This window comes from Herpetosiphon sp. NSE202, assembly GCF_042688385.1.
GTDB lineage: Bacteria > Chloroflexota > Chloroflexia > Chloroflexales > Herpetosiphonaceae > Herpetosiphon.
The window spans coordinates 47714-64637 of sequence record NZ_JBHUPY010000011.1 but is presented as its reverse complement, the minus strand read 5'-3'; the positions used below and the strand labels follow the sequence as shown (position 1 = coordinate 64637).

Sequence of the window (16924 nt, the reverse complement as noted above, 5' to 3'; positions counted from 1 at the left end):
ATGCTAAAAGCGGCGTTGATGCTTGAGCTTGAAACTTGGTCTAACCAAATTCCAGCTGCATGCCTTCTTGAAAGAGATCCCAAATCAGCCAACAGATAGCATCTTGATCTTCGGTGTGGAGATCGTCGATATATGATTTGGTGAGCTGAATAATATCTGGGCGACTGAGCAAATAGACGCGATGACCCATCGTTGCATACAGCCGCATCGACAATTCGTCGGCCAATTCAGTCAAGTCATCATCAATTAATCGTTCATCAGTCGAGCGTAAGCGACCACGCATCGGCCACCTCCAAGAGTATGAGTTAAGTTAAAACCTAGCGTGAGTAACCGCCAGGTCGATCCATGGGCGAGCGATCCATCGAAGTGGTATTGGTTGGCTTGGTGCCAGGGTTCATGGACGTATCCATCAAACTATCGGCAACGTAATCCAAGTACCCTTTGATGTCCTCGTTATCTTCTAACGCTGCGAAGGGTGTTACGGTTCCGCTCACGGCCTTCACACTTTGGGCTAGCTCTTTCATGGTGGTGTCGATGCCGCGCACCAAGCCACGCATAACCGAAGCTAGTTCTTCTTTTTCCTGGACAGTCAAATTCGCAAAACCGATCAACGCCTTCTCTTGAGCGCGGAGCAAAGTATTGCGTAAAATAGCAATATCGGCTTGGGTTTGCAATTCGTAGCGGCGTACCAAGTGGGCTTGGCGAATCTGTTCGACCAGTTCTTCGCTGCTCACTGGAGTCCACAACAATGCAGGAATAAAGATAAAGCCGATCAACCCGACTAAGACTTGCAACAAGGTAATATTGCTATCTTGGACGACTGCTTGGGTTTCCCACCATTGATATTGCAAGGTAAACGAGTAGTACACCAGAATCAAGGCACACACGACCACTACGACATAGCCGAGCGTTCGGGCATTGATTTTTTGCAACAACATACCTGCTGGTGACCATGGAATCAAGAAACTCACCAGGCTGGGCGGTGCTAAAACCAAAATCAATGTAAAGGAGCCAGCAATCAGCTTATTGGGGGTAAGAACGCTCTGAATGCCCCACCAATACACAGCCGATCCGACCATGGCGCATACGGCAAGCACAACCAAGAGGGTTTTCGCCGTAAACTGAAAACCGCCTCCTCGGTTGCGGCGCTGACCGCGAACCATTTCTAAATACCGACTGCTCATATGTACAGTCTCCTTCTGCCCTATTGTGGCGTAATATCGGGCGCAAGATAGACAAATGTTTCAATCACATCGCCGCCGTAGCCAGCACGCCGAATCCGTTGAATCATGCTTGGTTCTAAGGTCAAGCCATAATCCACGTTAATCGTGTATGGGATGGCTAAAGCAGCTAAACCACTCCAACGCAATCGAAACTCGCCGCTTGCGATGAGTGGAGAGCGAATCCAACCAAGGCCAACATATTGACCTGAGTTTGGATCATACCACCAAAGCATGACGGTTCCAGGTGCTGCATAGGTTGTTGGCTCGCTAAATTGCTGAACATCAACTTTTTGAGCCTCCCATGCGGCATTGCCGCTTGGTGGTGGGGTTAGGACAACCGTTGGTACCGCTAAGCTTGGCTCAACTGGCGCGCTGGTTGTAATAACTTGGCTGGTCGGGCCATCTTCCACGGCGGTTGGCACGAGAATTTGGGTTGGCTGACCAGAAACGTTGGTTTGTGATGGTACGGTTGGTTGAATGTTTGGGTTCGAGCCGCTAACGGTTGGATTGGCAGCAGTCAAGGTCAACGATTGAAGGTTTAACCCGCCTGGTTGGGTACAACCAGCAAGACCTGTGCTAACGACAAAAAACCACAGCCACCGATGAACCGATGCTCGTTTAATGCGCTCTGTTGCGTACTGCCAAGCTCTGTGGAAGGTCGTCAATTGCTACCACCATCACTATCCAAATGTGGGCTGAGTTATGCCCTGCTCATGATGTACACACACATTAATTGAGGTGTCGCGAGCATGTGCAGATGAACATAATTATCAATGCCGCGCATTGAAATTATACTACATGTTGGCTAGAGTTTTGTCAATGTTTTATTAGTCCTCTATTAGCCTATCCCTATGGGGGGAATTGGCCATTACAATGGGCTATTTTAGGGGCTTCTTGGCCCGAATCATGATTTCTATACGCCTTGTTTAGCAACTTGTAAGCCGCAAGTATTGATTGACATGTCACCCCATGGGGGATACGATATACTTTAGCACGTCGATGTGTGTTTTATGCCAAAGGGATGCCATGAAAGCAATTGAATTTCATGAATTTGGAGCCTTGGCAGATGTGTTGCAGTTGGTCGAAAAGCCAACCCCAACCGCTGGCGCTGGCGAGGTTTTAGTCCGCCTAACCGCACGCTCGATCAATCCATCAGATGTCTATACGATTCAAGGGACGTATGGGGTGCGCCCAAGCTTACCAGCAGTCCCAGGCAACGAGGCCGCTGGGGTGATCGAAGCACTCGGCGAGGGAGTCACTGGCTGGTCAGTCGGCGATCGGGTTATCCTCATGCTGGGCGCAGTTGGAACCGAGGGTACATGGCGCGAGTATGCAGTCGTCAAGCCCCAATTTTTGGTGCCAACTCCGGCAGCACTCAGCGATGCCCAAGCTGCTTGCACATGGGTCAATTATTTGACCGCCTGGATTATGAGCGATGAATTGCAGTTGCAGCCCGACGAACCGGTCTTGGTAACTGCTGGTGCTTCGCATTTAGGCCGCGCTATGTTGCAATTGGCCGCAGTTCGCGGCTTCAAAGTGGTGGCGACTGTACGCAAAGCAGAACAAGCCCAAGCCTTGCTTGATGCTGGTGCACTTGGTGTCATTACCGTGCCTGGCGATGATCTGGCCGCGCGTTGGAAGGAAATTACTGGCCAAAAGGGCATCGCCAAGGCGATTGATGCAGTTGCTGGTGAAACTGGCACGGCAGTTTTCAATGCACTCGCACCCTATGGCCAAATGATTGTGTATGGTTTGTTGAGCAACCAACCAATTCAGATTGATGGGCGGATTATCTTTAGCGAAGCGACAATTCGTGGGTTTTGGCTTGGCCGCTGGCTCAACCGCCAAACCCCGCAAGTGCTTGGCAAATTGATCGCTGATGTAAGTGCGATGTTTGCCGATGGGCGCTTGGCACCGCACGTTGATACCACCGTCGCACTTGATGATTTGGCTGGGATTGTGCGTGTGGCAACCGAAAGCGGCACTGGTAAAGTTGTGATTACAGGCTAGGAGGCTTGTTGTGCATCCCAAATCCGCCAATCGCTTAGCTGGCTTTGACACTTCAATTTTTAGTGAAATAAGCGCTTTGGCCACGCAATATCAAGCGATCAACCTTGGCCAAGGCTTTCCTGATTTTGCTGGGCCTGCATTTTTAAAAGATGCTGCTTGTAGCGCGATCAATGCCGATCTCAATCAATATGCGCCAAGCACGGGCTTGCCAACCTTGCGAGCGGCGATTGCGCGGACATGGGAGCGCCACACCAAAGCTGCAGTCAATCCCGAAACGGAAATTACGGTCACCAGCGGGGCAACCGAAGCGCTTTTTGCCACAATCATGGCCCTGATCAATCCAGGTGATGAGGTGATTATTTTCGAGCCATATTATGATGCCTACCCGCCAAATGTGCTCATGGCTGGCGGTATTCCGCGCTACGTTCGGTTGAGCGAGCCACGCTGGGATGTGGATTTTGCCCAAGTTCGGGCTGCGATTACGCCGCAAACTAAAGCCATCATCCTAAACACGCCGCATAATCCAACTGGCAAAGTATGGTCGCGGGCTGAGCTGAGCCAGCTAGCAGCAATTGCAATTGAGCACGATCTGTTGGTATTTAGCGATGAAGTCTATGATCGCTTGGTATTTGAAGATCATCAGCATTGCTCGATTGCCACCTTGCCCGGCATGTGGGAGCGCACAGTCACCATCAGTAGCACTGGCAAAACATTTAGCGTAACTGGCTGGAAAATTGGCTATGCGATTGCGCCCAATCCACTAACCGAGGCGATTCGGCGGGTGCATCAATTTGTGACCTTTGCTAGCGCCACACCCTTGCAAGTGGCAGCGGTGGTCGGCTTGAATGCTGGCGAGCCATACGAACGCCAATTATTGCAATTTTATAGCGCACGGCGTGCTCAATTGGTCAAAGCGCTGGGCGATGCAGGCTTGTATGTGTTGCCGCCACAAGGCACCTATTTTGTGATGGCTGATATTCGCGATTTGGGCTGGGATAATGATGCAGAATTTTGCCGCTATCTGATTAGCGACATTGGCGTGGCGGCCATTCCCCCATCAGCCTTCTACCATGATGGCTATCAATCGGGAATGGTGCGTTTTTGCTTTGCCAAAAAGCCCGAAACAATTGCTGCCGCTGCTGAAAAACTCAAGCGCTTAGGGAGCCGAAGCTGATGCATTTTCCAAAATCTCAAGCATTGCAATTACATTCCTGCTTCGAAGAATTGATTCCAGGCAGGATGCATAGCAGCGGGCAGCGCTTTTTGCCCTTAATTGTGCTGGGCTTTAAGCAAGTGCGCTTAGGCGTTGTTGATCGCCATAATCATGTGAATCAAGCTCATGCGGGCCGCTATGGCAAAGCCCAGTTGGTGTTTCAGCTGAGCCGAGTCGCCTTGCAACCAGCAGATACACAGCGCATGGCAATCGAGCCAGAGGTTGGCAATGGGCTGAGCACCATGCCGCTAGCCTATGGCTGCATTCAAGAGTTAATTACTTGGGAGCGGCGCGATGATTTGGGCTATGCAGTCAGTTATCTTGAGGCGATTGTTGCGGTTGGGGTTGGCAGCATTGGCCTGCGCACGACCATAACCGGCCCAAATGTGGCCAAATTGCCCAATGAGCAGCTGCAAACTGGCGATTGGGTGGTGCTTAGCAATTCACGAATCGATATTTTGGGCTTCGAGCCAGATTAGTTTTTGATCCACGAAGGCCTGAAACCGCGAAGGACACGAAGAGCGCGAAGGGAATGAGGCTATGGGCTATGTGTACTGGTTCATGCGTTAACCATGGCCTGATCCCCTCTCCCCCTAGCCCCCTCTCCCGCCCGCGAGGCGAGGGGGAACCAAGAAACCGGTGCTCCCCTCGCCCGCGTTCAGTGGGAGAGTGGCTGGGGGTGAGGGCATGCTCCTCGTTGCCAATCCAATGAACTAGTACATCTATGCTCTTTGTTCTTACTTCATCCCTCATCCTTAATATTCTGGCCACTAGCCCCTGAATCCAGATCCCCAGCCCCCAACACCCGATCCCCACTTTTGCTTTTTGCCTTCTGCCTTTTGGCTTTCAATGGTGGCACACTTTCTGCATTTATATTTCAGCAGAACAGGTTTACAACTGTCGATTACCAACAGAAAAACGCTGGCACACTTTCTGCATTACAGCAACAGTAGGAAAAAGTACATTGATAGGAAACTAAACGATGTACAACTACTGAAAAAGAAATGCTGGCACACTTTCTGCATAAGCAATCACAGTAGTAACAACAAGCACTATTTGAAACAAACTAATGGAGGAATCACAATGTTTTCACTTATCGCTTGGCTTATCTTCGGCGCATTGATCGGTTGGGTCGCTAGCAAAATTATGAACACTGATGCTCAACAAGGCGCAGTATTAAATATTGTCGTCGGTATCATTGGTGCATTCATTGGCGGTTTTTTGGTCAATCGCGACGTAACCGCTAACGTGTTCAACTTGTGGAGCGTCTTGACCTCGTTGATTGGCGCAGTAGTCTTACTCGCAATCGTCAACTTGGTCCAACGTGGCCGCGTTCGCTAAGCTTTGAAACTCAATTAATTAGTATCAACAAGCACTGATATTGAATTAACTATTTGGAGGAATCTATAATGTTTTCACTTATTGCATGGCTTATTTTCGGCGCATTGATCGGTTGGGTCGCTAGCAAAATTATGAACACCGATGCTCAACAAGGCACAGTATTGAATATTGTTGTCGGTATCATCGGAGCATTCATTGGCGGTTTTTTGATCAACCGCGACGTGACCGCTAACGTGTTCAACGTGTGGAGCGTCTTGACCGCTTTGATTGGTGCAGTCGTCTTGCTTGGGATTGTAAACCTCTTCCAACGTGGACGCGTCCGCTAAGCCACAATTGGCTCTGATCTGTGGAATCGCTAGTGATACAACGTCGTATCGCTAGCGATTTTCGTTTAACTACAGGCAGCGACAAAGCGATAGCCTTGGGCAGCTAGCTCAGGCAGTAGAATCTCCAAGGCCTCGATTGTTTGTTGGCGCGAACCACCGCCATCGTGCAGCAACACCACGGCTCCATCGCGCACTTGGCTGCGAATGCGGGCCACAATTTCCTTAGTGCCTGGTTGTTTCCAATCAGCGCTATCCACATCCCATAACACCATGCGCAAACCCAATTGATCGGCGCTGGCAGTAGTTTGCTGGTTGTGCTTGCCATAAGGTGGCCGATAACAATTGCTGGCGGTTGCACCCAATAAGGCTTGGGTTGCGCTCAGCTCGTGGAGTACATTTGCTTGATCAAGTTGGGTCAGGTCGGGATGGCTCCAGCTGTGGTTTGCCAGCAGATGGCCAGCCAAGCGTTGTTGTTCAATAATTTCGGGATAGGCTTGGGCATTGCGTCCGAGCACAAAAAAGGTGGCTTGGGCCTGATGCTGGGCCAGCAAATCAAGTATTTTGGGTGTCCAGGTTGGGTCGGGGCCATCATCAAAGGTCAAATAAAGCACTTTATCGCTGATTTGGCTTGGTTGCATTGGTGGAACCTCGCTCGCTTGCGGCGTATAGGTTGGCCCGATGGTGATTGTGGCGGCAACTGGTTGGGCCAACCGCCATGTGATGGTTGGCCTTGGGGTTGGGGCGTTGGAACCACAACCAATTAAAAGCCAAAGTAGCCCAATTAACACCAAGCTTTGGCGGCAGGCGTGGCGCTTTCTGCTATAATCGCTGCTAGTACTCTGCATCAAAACGATTAAAAACCAGTCAAAGGATTATAAATGACCAGCGAACGTCCAAGTATTTCGGTCTTCTTTCCTGCCTATAACGATGCTGGCACCATTGGTAGCTTGGTGATCACAGCATTTCACGTTTTACCCGAACTCACCGATGATTATGAAGTGATCGTGGTTAACGATGGTAGCAGTGATTATACCGCGCAAGTGCTTGATGATTTAGCCACCAAATATCCACGGTTTCGCCCAATTCACCACCCCAAAAACCGCGGTTATGGCGGAGCGTTACGCACCGGCTTTGCCTCGGCCACCAAAGATTTGGTGTTTTATACCGATGGCGATGCCCAATACGACCCCAATGAATTACGCGATTTGTACCAACAGCTAACCCCTGAGGTTGATATTGTCAACGGCTATAAGATTGCCCGTTCTGACCCATTGCATCGGAAAATTATTGGCCGAATCTATCACCATGGAGTCAAATTTTTATTTGGCTTTAAATTACGTGATGTTGATTGTGATTTTCGTTTGATTCGGCGCAATGTCTTCGATGTGGTCAACCTTGAATCGGATAGTGGCACAATTTGTTTGGAATTGGTGAAAAAGTTGCAGGATGCAGGCTTTAATTTCGCCGAAGTGCCAGTCCATCATTATCATCGGACATATGGCAAATCACAGTTTTTTAATTTTCCCCGTTTGTGGCGCACGCTGATTCAGCTGTTGCAGCTGTGGTGGAAATTGGTCATCCTTGGCAAGCATCTTAAGGAACAAGCCGCTCGCCAACGTGCGCTTGGGCGTGACGTAGGCTAAATGGCTCGTATGGAGGTTGTGTGATACAGCAGGCATTTCGCGGTAAACGCTGTTTGATTACTGGCGGTTTGGGTTTTATTGGCTCGAATTTAGCCTTTCGCTTGGTTGATTTAGGCGCAGAAGTTGTTATCGTTGATTCATTGGTGCCAGAGTATGGCGGCAATATGGCGAATGTGCACGGCTTGGCCGACCACGTTCGAATTAATATTGCCGATGTGCGCGACCAACATTCATTGCAATATTTGGTGCAAGGCCAAGATTATCTGTTTAATCTTGCTGGCCAAGTTAGCCATATTGATTCAATGGAAAATCCCTTCAACGACTTGGATATTAATTGTCGGGCGCAGCTTTCGATTTTGGAAGCTTGTCGCCACAATAACCCTGCGATCAAAATTGTCTTTGCCAGCACCCGCCAAATCTATGGCCGCCCCGATTATGTGCCAGTCGATGAGCAGCATCTGTTGCACCCAACTGATGTGAATGGCATCAACAAAATGGCTGGCGAGTGGTATCACATTCTCTATAATAATGTCTATGGGATTCGGGCTTGTGCCTTGCGCATGACCAACACCTATGGGCCGCGCATGTTGGTGCGCCATGCCCGCCAAACGGCGTTGGGCTGGTTTGTGCGCCAAGCGCTCGATAACGAAGTGATTAGCATTTATGGTGATGGTGAGCAGCAGCGTGATTATACCTATGTCGATGATGCGGTTGAAGCCTTTTTGTTGGCCGCAATCAATCCTGCCGCCGATGGTCAAGTGTTTAATCTTGGTGGCCCTGAGCCAATTAGCCATTTGCAGTTGATTTCGACCTTGACTGAGGTGGCGGGCACTGGCTCGTATCGTTTGGTGCCGTTTCCCCCCGAAAAAGCTCGCATCGATATTGGCAGCGTCTATAGCGATTATCGCCGAATTCAAGCAGTATTGGGCTGGCAACCAACCACCAGTTTGCGCCAAGGCCTAGAGCATACAGTCGGCTTTTATCGCGATTTTCGCGAAGCTTATTGGTAGTTTTGGGTATGCCCTCACCCCCAGCCCCTCTCCCACTGAACGCGGGAGAGGGGGAACCACTCAATCAAAAAAGCCCTTTTCTGCATCGTGGGCGAGGGGTTGGGGCGAGGGGCTTTTGTTTAGTTTGGTTGTGCAATGTCACCAACGCCTGCGCCTTCAATCGATGATCAATTGCGTGTCGCCATGCTTTGTCGGGCGGTTTTTCCGTTGCACGGCTTTGGTGGCATCGAACGCCATGTTTTTCATTTGGTCACCCATTTGAGCGATTTGGGCGTTAAGCTTGATCTCTGGACTCAAACGATTCCCAATGCTGCGCCAAGCTCAGGCACGGCCTATGATCGTTTGTGCCAAAACCCGTTGATTAAGTTGCACGAAACCCGCTATGATCGCACCAGCCCTTGGTTGCGGCCAAACAGCATTCTTGGCCGCCAAATTAATTATCCGATTTTTACCTGGCAGCAAGCCAGCGCGATGGCAAAAACCGCCCAGCAAAGCCAGATTGACATCGTGCATAGCCAAGGCTTGTGTGCTTTGGGCTGGGGCTTGGTACGCCAACAGCAGCCAGATTTGCGCCGCATTCCGCATATTGCCAACCCGCATGGCATGGAAGAATATAAGAATATTGATTGGCGCAAGCAAATTGCTTACGCGCCGTTTCGTGCCCAATATTCGTGGAGCCATCGCCAAGCAGATTGTGCGATTGCCACCGATGCCTGCACCGCCGATGATCTGCCGCACTTTTTGGGCGTTGATCCTGCGCGGGTGGCGGTGTTGCCTTCGGCGATTGATGTTGCCGAAGCCTTGGAGCAGGTTGATGCTGAATTGGGCCATGATTTAGCGCAACGCTTGGATTTAGCCAGTAGCGAGGTTGTGTTTTTAACCGTTAGTCGCTTGGAGCGCAACAAAGGCTACCATCTGCTGCTGGCGGCCTTGGCCGAATTGCGTACTGTGTTGCCTGCAAACTGGCGCTTGTTGATGGTTGGCACTGGCAAAGAGCAGCCAGCCTTGGAGCAGCAGGCCCAAAATCTGGGCTTGGCGCAACATGTCAGCCTGCTCGGTCGTCTGAGTGATCGTGAATTGCATTCATTGTATGAACATGTTGATTTGTTCATTCATCCAACCTTGTATGAAGGTTCGTCGTTGGTCACGCTTGAAGCGATGATTCATCGCTTGCCGGTGGTAGCAACCGCTGCTGGCGGCATTCCCGATAAAGTTATCAGCGGCCATAATGGCTTGTTGGTGCCAGCGAACAATCAACAGGCTTTGGCCAATGCGCTGCGTTTAGCGCTCGATTTGCGCGAATACTGGCCGCAATGGGGTGCTGCTGGCGCGGCGATTGTGCGCCAGAGTTTTGATTGGCCGGTTGTGGCGCGGCAAACCCTAGCCACCTACCGCGAACTTTTGCAAGCTCGCTCTTTGCGTGGAGGATTCCAATGAGTTTTCGTAACCCTCAGCCGTCGTCATCACAATCTGCTCCATCGTCGCCGCCATCACCTCCCATCCCAACAATGCAACTTCCTGAACTGCTACAAGCCTCGATTGCCTTGGCTGGCAAGCCCAGCGAGCCGCCATTTGGCCTTGTGCGCGGGCGTGGCTCGCTCAAAAATGCTTTGATCTATGTCGCAATTGGGGCGTTTGTCAGTGGTTTGTTGTTGTTGGTGATTGGTTTGCTGATTTATCATTATCCAGCTAAGTTGGCTAGCCAAAGCTTGGTAGCTAGCGTGGTTGGGCATACTGCTGGTTTTGCGGCCTTGATTTCATTTATTGCCCAACGTCAGCGCCTCAGTTTTCGCCAACGTGATGAATTTGCCACGGCCTTAGCCATGGCTTGGCCGCCGATTATGCTTGTTGTAGGTGGGCTTTTCTATTTGCTAACGGGCTTTGTGAGCTTTGTTGGTGGAATTTCGAGCTTGGCTTTGAGTTTGCTGTTTATGGTTGCAACTTTGAAGGCGCTGCGGGTGCTTTTTTCCAAGCCCTATGAAGAAACCTTCGTCAGCGTTGCCTATGGTTTGCTGTTCTATAACCTGATTCTGAGTTTCTTGGGGTATTTGATTGGCCAAATCGTATAACATAACCGATGATTTAGGGCGTGAATTGCGCTTCGATCGCGTGCCACAGCGGATTGTCTGCTTGGTGCCAAGCCTCACCGAGTATCTTTTTTGGTTGGGTTTGGCCGAGCAGATTGTCGGGATTACCGATTATTGTATTGTGCCCGCCGCACAAGTGGCCACAGTGCCCAAAGTGCGCGGCACGAAAAATCCCAATCGCGAGCAGATTATTGCGCTTGCGCCCGATTTAATTATCGCCAACAAGGAAGAAAATCGTGAGCGCGATATTGCCGCGCTCGCAGCCGCTGGCTTGACGATTTATGTGAGCGAGATTGATAGCGTGCAACAGGCCATGGCTTCGTTGCAAACGATTGCGAGCATGCTTGGACGGACCGCGCAGGCTGCGCCCTTGATCGCCGCGATTCAGGCTGAATTGGCGCTTGCGCCTGTTCGGCAACAACGAGTGGCTACTGCAATTTGGCGCGACCCATGGATGTGGGTTGGTAAAGCGACCTACGCCGCCGATTTGTTGGCATACTGTGGGGCAAGCAATTGTTTGGCTGATCCAGCGGGCCGCTATCCACGCTTGGAATTGGCTGAAATTGCGGCTTTGCAACCAGATCGCATTTTACTGCCCGACGAACCATACCCATTTAGCCAAGCAGATGCTGAGGAATTGCAGGGCTTGGCTCCCCAAATTAATTGCTGCGATGGCCAATTGCTCACCTGGTATGGCCCGCGAATTCCACTTGCTTTGCAAACCTATCGCCGCTTGTTAAATGCCGATTGATATTTAGTTGGTTTGGCTCGCTTGACGGGTTTTGGTATCCACAATCGTATCACGATACTCCTGGCCCCAATCACGCATCAGAAAGAGAATTGGCCGCAAACTCTCGCCAAACTCAGTCAGGGCATATTCGACTCGTGGCGGCACTTCGGCGTAGACGGTGCGGCTAATCACGCCATCGGCTTCAAGTTCGCGCAGTTGCAAGGTCAGCATACGCTGGGTAATTTCGGGCAAAAAGCGTTGCAATTGGCTAAAGCGCTTCTTGCCATCGCACAGATGAAACAAAATCACACACTTCCACTTGCCACCAATCACCGCAATGGTTGCCTCAACTGGGCATGAATAGCTGAACCTATAATCATGACACATACTATTTAGCCCTTTGTAATCCAATAGTATCAAAATTGTTAGTACCCAACAAAATTGTGCGTTCTTGTAAAAATCATAGCACGGTTTATACTTATGGCAAAGTTATGGTTCTCTAGATGGAAGGATACCTGGATATGGCAACGATGCAAGCAGTTCAAATTAAGCGCTATGGTGGCATCGACGAATTGGAGCAGGTTGAAATTGAGCGGCCTGAGCCAGCAGCTGATCAAGTATTAATTAAAGTGCATGCGATTGGGATTAATCCGGTTGATTATAAAGTGCGTTCGGGCATGGTTGCCTTTTTTGATGAAGCTGCTTTTCCGGTGGTGCTGGGCTGGGATGTGGCGGGCACGATTGCTGCGGTTGGTGCGAACGTCGCGCAGTGGCAGGTTGGCGATGCAGTCTATGGCATGGTCAATTTTCCAACGCCTGCTGGAGCCTATGCAGAATATGTGCTTGCGCCAGCGAGCGAAGTTGCGGCTAAGCCCGCCAGCCTGAGTTTTGAAGCAGCGGCAGCTGTGCCATTGGTGGCCTTGACCGCTTGGCAAGCCTTCGATCTTGTTGGTTTGCAGGCTGGGGATCGGGCGCTGATTCATGCTGCTGCTGGTGGCGTTGGCCATGTGGCGGTGCAATTGGCCAAGTTACGCGGCGCACATGTGATTGCGACTGCTTCGGCCCGCAACGAAGGCTTTGTGCGCGAACTGGGCGTTGATCAATATGTTGATTATACGGCTGCCCCATTTGAGCAACAAATCGAGCCTGTTGATGTAGTGTTTGATACGGTTGGCGGCGAGGTTCAAGCGCGTTCGTATGCAGTGCTAAAACCCCACGCTGGCTTGGTCACGATTGTTGGCTCGCCCCCAGAAGATTTGGCTGCGGCCCACGCAGGCAAGAGCTTGAGCCACTTAGTGCAAGCGAATCAAGCCCAACTTGCCGCAATTGCCCAACTGATCGACAGCCAACAACTGCGGATTGAAGTTGAGCATGTTTTTGGCTTTGCCGAACTTGCTGCGGCCCACGAGCGCATGCAAAGCAATCGGGTGCGCGGCAAAATTGTGGTCAAAGTGATCTAAGTTTATTTATCCTCAATGGCAGATAGTCCTAGTAACTATCGATACTGATTCATTGAGTTGGCAACCGTGTCCCCTCACCCCCCAGCCCCCTCTCCCACGAAAACGCGGGCGAGGGGGAGCAGATGTTTTTACCACGCAGTGTGGTAGAACCACGCGATTAAAGCCCCTCGCCCGCCACGTGGGAGAGGGGTTGGGGTGAGGGGATCAGGCGGTGGTTAACCTGATGTACCAGTACAACTATCTGCCATAGGCTACGCACGCGCCTAGGACTATCTGCCCATTTGCATGTTGCAGATTGTTAAGTGTTTTCTTATACTTAGGGCTATCTGCACTTATATGGGGAGGTCATCGCACACATGGCAACACGCTTTCGAGCTTCGCTTTTAGGGATACTCTTGCTAGCCGGGATCGGTCTACAGGGTTTGGTTCAGCCGCAAGCGCCTAGCGCACCGGCAGCACCCACCGTTTTGAATGAAAACTTCGATTCATTTTCCGGAGCCTTAGCTGATGGCTGGGTGATTGTGAATGCTAGTGATCCAATTAACCCAGACACAACCGAGCATGATCGTTGGAAACAAGGTCGCTCTAATGGCTTTACAAACATGGGGTCTCATTCAGGTGCAGCGAATTCATTTGCTGGATCGGCTTGGGAGGCGGCAACATCCGATAGTGATGCAATTGTCAGCAACTGGTTGTTAACCCCGCCATTGTGGCTCGAAAATGGAAAAACTGTTTCATTTTGGTCACGCTCAGTTGGCTGTACAGGCGGTCCCGATCGCTTGGATATTCGCTATAGCCTTGCCGGAACCAGCACCAATGTTGCGAGTGGCAATAACACTGGTGATTTCTCAAACCTGCTTGGTCGAATTAATCCCGATCTGGAATTTGGTAATGATCCTGATGGTAGCGATGGCTATCCATGTAACGATTGGGCCGAATTTAGCTATACGATCAGTGGCCTGAATCAACCGATGATTGGACGGATTGGGTTTCGCCACCACGTTGTCAATACAATAACCCGTGGTTTGTATCTTGGGATTGACGATTTTAGCTATTCGGGCAATGTGGCTGGTGGCGATACCCCAACCCCAATTACCCACACGCCAACGCCTTCAAACACCGCTACAGCAACAACGACAGCTACGAGCACGGCAACCAATACGCCAACTAACACGGCAACCAATACGCCAACCAACACGGCAACTAACACGCCAACCAACACGCAGACTCCAACCGGTACGCCGCCAACGATTACCCCAAGCCATACCCCAACCAACACCCCAACCCGAACCCCAACGAATACGCCGACCAACACGCCAACGATTACCCCTAGCCGCACGCCTGAAATTCCAGTCTTCAAAGTCTTTATGGCCCCAATCCAAAAAGATGCCTAAGCTTGATTAAGCAAAAAGCCCCGTGAGATGTTATAGATCTCACGGGGCTTTCGCTTGCGGCGTTAATTTTAGGCTTTGATTTTGAGCAATAAGGTTTCGTGGGGCTGGATGCGGGTTTGCCATGCTTCGCCAAATTCAGCAATATCTTCTTGCTCCCATAAGTTGCGCACCGATTTTGGTGTGTCGAGCAGGCCAATATCGCAAGCGCGCAAGGTCAAATCGCTGCCATTCGCGCCACGATTAATCAAGGCAACCGCAACTGAGCCATCAGCCAGCGGCTTTTTCCAAATTTCGCAGCTGCCAATTTGCTTGACTCGTCGGCCTGCAATGCCCAACAGATCTTGGTTAACGGCCAACACTTCGCGGTTGGTTAATAAGCTGTTGGTCTCGCGATCCATGTTGCGAATATCGCAGCCGATCATCAAGGGCGAACAGGCCATGACCCACAATGACATATGGGTTTGATATTCGATGAATGATAAGCCGCCGCCGGAGATTTGGCCTTTGCCCTTCAACCCGACCACCAGCATATCCAAATCGTTCCACGCATCGGGGCCTGCGTATTCAGCCAAATTGGCAGCAATATCAATTGCCGTGTCAATGCCTAGGCCATAATATTTGTGCGGCGCGACCCAAATATCGACCCAGCTATCGAAAATATCGCCAGTGACCCGCCACATATGTCCGCCAACCGAGCGGCCCCAAAGCTGTGGGCTGCGGCCACCCCACTCACAGAGCGAGTAGAGAAACTGACGGTTGGTTTTGCGCAAGGCCTCGCCCATGCGGCTGTAGCGGTCGATCGCTGTGGCTTGGTCGGTTGGCGCAAAACAAAAATCATATTTCAGAAAATCGATGCCCCACGAAGCCCATAATTGTGCATCTTGCTCTTCGAAGCCAAAGCTACCAGGATAGCTGGCGCAGGTCAGATGCGCTGCGTCGGAGTAGATGCCAATTTTCAAATCTAGGCTATGAATATAATCGGCCAGCGCTTTGATGCCGCTGGGGAATTTTTCGGGGTCGGCGACCAAATTGCCATTGCCATCGCGGCCAACTTTGGTCGACCAGCAATCATCAATCACCACATAGTTATAACCAAGATCCTTAAGCCCTGAGCTAACAATCACGTCAGCTGTGGCCCGGACTGAATCTTCATGAATCGTACTACCAAACATGTTCCACGAGTTCCAACCCATTGGCGGAGTAGGTGCGAGAGGTTGCTCTGAAGTAGTCATACATTTCTCCATGTGATAAGGGCCGTTCCTTACCATAGGATCATTGTAGATGTTGGGCTTTGCCAATGTCAAAGCTTTTCATGGATAATATTTTTAGAATTTTAAGCCTACTTGACAATACCATACAGTATGGTATGTTTTAGCTATGGCATAACGGAGGCAGTATGACTCGGGTACGCCGTGAAGATTGGTTGCACCATGGGCTGAGTATTCTCAGCAGCGAATCGGTTTCGGCCTTGACAATTGAGCGTTTGACGACCGATTTGGGGGTGACCAAAGGCTCGTTCTATCATCACTTTGGCGGCTGGCCAAGCTACAAAACTGCGCTTTTGCAGCAATTCGAGCAACAAGATACCTTAGATATTATTCAGCATTTGGCGAGCTATACCGACCCTAGCCAAAAATTACGCGCTTTGTTTGATTTGCTGACGATAGTGGCGATTTATGCAGCCAACGACCCGTGGGATGTGGAAATTGCCATGCGTGGCTGGGCGGCGCACGATGCTGAAGTTCGGGCGATGATCGAACGCATCGATAGCCTGCGCGTGAGCTTTGTGGCCGAAATTTGTAGTGCAATTACTGGAAATCCCGATCAAGGTTTATTGATGGCCCAGCATGCCTATGTGATTTTGCTTGGCGCTGTATTGATGCAACCAATGCTGCCAATGTCACGTTTACGCCAGCTCTACGATGAATTTTTACGTTTATATGCAATTCCTGGAGGCCCTGATGTCGATCCAGCAGCACCCAATATTGGCACCGCTGATCGCCCAAGCGAATCACGTTGATGTTAAAACCCGCCAGATTCGTACCACCGAACCTGAGCAAGAATTACGCCGTTTTATCGCCGCCATGATTGGCTATAACCCAGCTTGGATGCAAACGTTGTATGCGATTCGCTGGGGATTTGTGCGCCTGTTGGGCATGCGCCAAGATGGTATTCCTAACAGCAACCAACTACGGCCTGAGCAAGTGCCAATGCAAGCAGGCCAAAACTTGGGTTTTTTCAAGGTTACGGCGGCGGCGGAAGGCCAGTATTTGCTGGCCTCGGCCAGCGAATCGCATCTGACTGCATGGTTGGCGGTGGTTTTGGAGCCAGTTGCTGGGTTAGAGTACAAGCTGCATACGCTCACGATTGTGCGCTATCACGCTTGGACGGGGCCAGTCTACTTTAATGTGATTCGGCCATTTCACCATGTGGTTGTCAACCAGATGATCAAGGCTGGGCTGGCCAACTTGCAAGCTGCATAGGAGC

The 16924-nt window shown here is 50.8% G+C and carries 20 protein-coding genes; 14 read left to right on the top strand and 6 right to left on the bottom strand.

Going from position 1 to position 16924, the window contains the following annotated elements:
• Nucleotides 1-40: 40 nt before the first annotated feature.
• Genes ACFMKP_RS13615 through ACFMKP_RS13605 form a run of 3 tightly spaced genes read right to left on the bottom strand, consistent with a single transcriptional unit; the run spans nt 41 to nt 1888 of the window.
• Entirely contained in the window at nt 41-283 is a 243-nt protein-coding gene (locus ACFMKP_RS13615) for a hypothetical protein (protein WP_054536469.1), read from the bottom strand.
• 34 nt (nt 284-317) lie between these two features.
• Nucleotides 318-1184 carry a hypothetical protein gene (locus ACFMKP_RS13610; protein WP_054536470.1) on the bottom strand — a complete coding sequence of 289 codons (867 nt, stop codon included), beginning with the start codon at nt 1182-1184 and terminating at the stop codon, nt 318-320.
• Between the two features lie 20 nt (nt 1185-1204).
• Nucleotides 1205-1888 carry a hypothetical protein gene (locus tag ACFMKP_RS13605; protein ID WP_382292516.1) on the bottom strand — a complete coding sequence of 228 codons (684 nt, stop codon included), beginning with the start codon at nt 1886-1888 and terminating at the stop codon, nt 1205-1207.
• A 361-nt stretch (nt 1889-2249) separates the two neighbouring features.
• On the opposite strand from ACFMKP_RS13605, the gene ACFMKP_RS13600 reads away from it, so the two are divergent.
• From ACFMKP_RS13600 to ACFMKP_RS13580, 5 genes are all read left to right on the top strand, one after another.
• On the top strand, nt 2250-3233 hold the full coding sequence (locus ACFMKP_RS13600; RefSeq protein ID WP_382292515.1) for a zinc-dependent alcohol dehydrogenase family protein: 984 nt from the start codon (nt 2250-2252) through the stop codon (nt 3231-3233).
• A gap of 10 nt (nt 3234-3243) precedes the next feature.
• The gene (locus tag ACFMKP_RS13595; RefSeq protein ID WP_382292514.1) at nt 3244-4407 is read left to right on the top strand and encodes a methionine aminotransferase; all 1164 of its coding nucleotides are present in this window, start codon (nt 3244-3246) and stop codon (nt 4405-4407) included.
• Nucleotides 4407-4925, top strand: coding sequence for a hypothetical protein (locus ACFMKP_RS13590; RefSeq protein WP_382292513.1), 519 nt, complete (start codon nt 4407-4409; stop codon nt 4923-4925). The genes ACFMKP_RS13595 and ACFMKP_RS13590 overlap by 1 nt, the downstream gene beginning before the upstream one ends.
• Nucleotides 4926-5529: 604 nt before the next feature.
• Nucleotides 5530-5787 carry a GlsB/YeaQ/YmgE family stress response membrane protein gene (locus ACFMKP_RS13585; protein WP_054536475.1) on the top strand — a complete coding sequence of 86 codons (258 nt, stop codon included), beginning with the start codon at nt 5530-5532 and terminating at the stop codon, nt 5785-5787.
• Nucleotides 5788-5855: 68 nt separating this feature from the next.
• Nucleotides 5856-6113 carry a GlsB/YeaQ/YmgE family stress response membrane protein gene (locus ACFMKP_RS13580; RefSeq protein WP_054536476.1) on the top strand — a complete coding sequence of 86 codons (258 nt, stop codon included), beginning with the start codon at nt 5856-5858 and terminating at the stop codon, nt 6111-6113.
• 65 nt (nt 6114-6178) lie between these two features.
• Here the strand turns inward: ACFMKP_RS13580 and ACFMKP_RS13575 are convergent, their stop codons facing one another.
• The gene (locus ACFMKP_RS13575) at nt 6179-6958 is read right to left on the bottom strand and encodes a polysaccharide deacetylase family protein (RefSeq protein WP_382292657.1); all 780 of its coding nucleotides are present in this window, start codon (nt 6956-6958) and stop codon (nt 6179-6181) included.
• Between the two features lie 33 nt (nt 6959-6991).
• On the opposite strand from ACFMKP_RS13575, the gene ACFMKP_RS13570 reads away from it, so the two are divergent.
• The 5 genes from ACFMKP_RS13570 to ACFMKP_RS13550 all read left to right on the top strand — a co-directional run bounded on the left by ACFMKP_RS13570 (nt 6992) and on the right by ACFMKP_RS13550 (nt 11604).
• Entirely contained in the window at nt 6992-7756 is a 765-nt protein-coding gene (locus ACFMKP_RS13570) for a glycosyltransferase family 2 protein (RefSeq protein WP_204756603.1), read from the top strand.
• A 20-nt stretch (nt 7757-7776) separates the two neighbouring features.
• Nucleotides 7777-8766, top strand: a complete 990-nt coding sequence (locus ACFMKP_RS13565) for an NAD-dependent epimerase/dehydratase family protein (protein WP_204756602.1) — start codon at nt 7777-7779, stop codon at nt 8764-8766.
• 135 nt (nt 8767-8901) lie between these two features.
• A complete protein-coding gene (locus ACFMKP_RS13560) occupies nt 8902-10203 on the top strand; it encodes a glycosyltransferase family 4 protein (RefSeq protein ID WP_382292512.1) in 1302 nt (433 codons plus the stop codon).
• A complete protein-coding gene (locus ACFMKP_RS13555; protein WP_382292511.1) occupies nt 10200-10835 on the top strand; it encodes a hypothetical protein in 636 nt (211 codons plus the stop codon). The genes ACFMKP_RS13560 and ACFMKP_RS13555 overlap by 4 nt, the downstream gene beginning before the upstream one ends.
• Nucleotides 10819-11604, top strand: a complete 786-nt coding sequence (locus ACFMKP_RS13550) for a helical backbone metal receptor (RefSeq protein WP_382292510.1) — start codon at nt 10819-10821, stop codon at nt 11602-11604. The genes ACFMKP_RS13555 and ACFMKP_RS13550 overlap by 17 nt, the downstream gene beginning before the upstream one ends.
• Nucleotides 11605-11607: 3 nt before the next feature.
• Here ACFMKP_RS13550 and ACFMKP_RS13545 read toward each other — a convergent pair whose 3' ends face one another.
• A complete protein-coding gene (locus tag ACFMKP_RS13545) occupies nt 11608-11994 on the bottom strand; it encodes a winged helix-turn-helix transcriptional regulator (protein ID WP_382292656.1) in 387 nt (128 codons plus the stop codon).
• Between the two features lie 110 nt (nt 11995-12104).
• On the opposite strand from ACFMKP_RS13545, the gene ACFMKP_RS13540 reads away from it, so the two are divergent.
• Both ACFMKP_RS13540 and ACFMKP_RS13535 read left to right on the top strand, forming a co-directional pair.
• Entirely contained in the window at nt 12105-13043 is a 939-nt protein-coding gene (locus ACFMKP_RS13540) for an NADP-dependent oxidoreductase (RefSeq protein WP_382292509.1), read from the top strand.
• A 356-nt stretch (nt 13044-13399) separates the two neighbouring features.
• Nucleotides 13400-14437 carry a choice-of-anchor J domain-containing protein gene (locus ACFMKP_RS13535; protein WP_382292508.1) on the top strand — a complete coding sequence of 346 codons (1038 nt, stop codon included), beginning with the start codon at nt 13400-13402 and terminating at the stop codon, nt 14435-14437.
• Between the two features lie 68 nt (nt 14438-14505).
• On the opposite strand, the gene ACFMKP_RS13530 is transcribed toward ACFMKP_RS13535, so the two are convergent.
• Entirely contained in the window at nt 14506-15669 is a 1164-nt protein-coding gene (locus ACFMKP_RS13530; RefSeq protein WP_382292507.1) for a glycoside hydrolase family 27 protein, read from the bottom strand.
• Between the two features lie 164 nt (nt 15670-15833).
• On the opposite strand from ACFMKP_RS13530, the gene ACFMKP_RS13525 reads away from it, so the two are divergent.
• Together ACFMKP_RS13525 and ACFMKP_RS13520 are read left to right on the top strand one after the other, a co-directional pair.
• Entirely contained in the window at nt 15834-16457 is a 624-nt protein-coding gene (locus ACFMKP_RS13525; RefSeq protein ID WP_382292506.1) for a TetR/AcrR family transcriptional regulator, read from the top strand.
• A complete protein-coding gene (locus ACFMKP_RS13520; protein ID WP_382292505.1) occupies nt 16399-16920 on the top strand; it encodes a DUF2867 domain-containing protein in 522 nt (173 codons plus the stop codon). The genes ACFMKP_RS13525 and ACFMKP_RS13520 overlap by 59 nt, the downstream gene beginning before the upstream one ends.
• Nucleotides 16921-16924 lie beyond the last annotated feature (4 nt).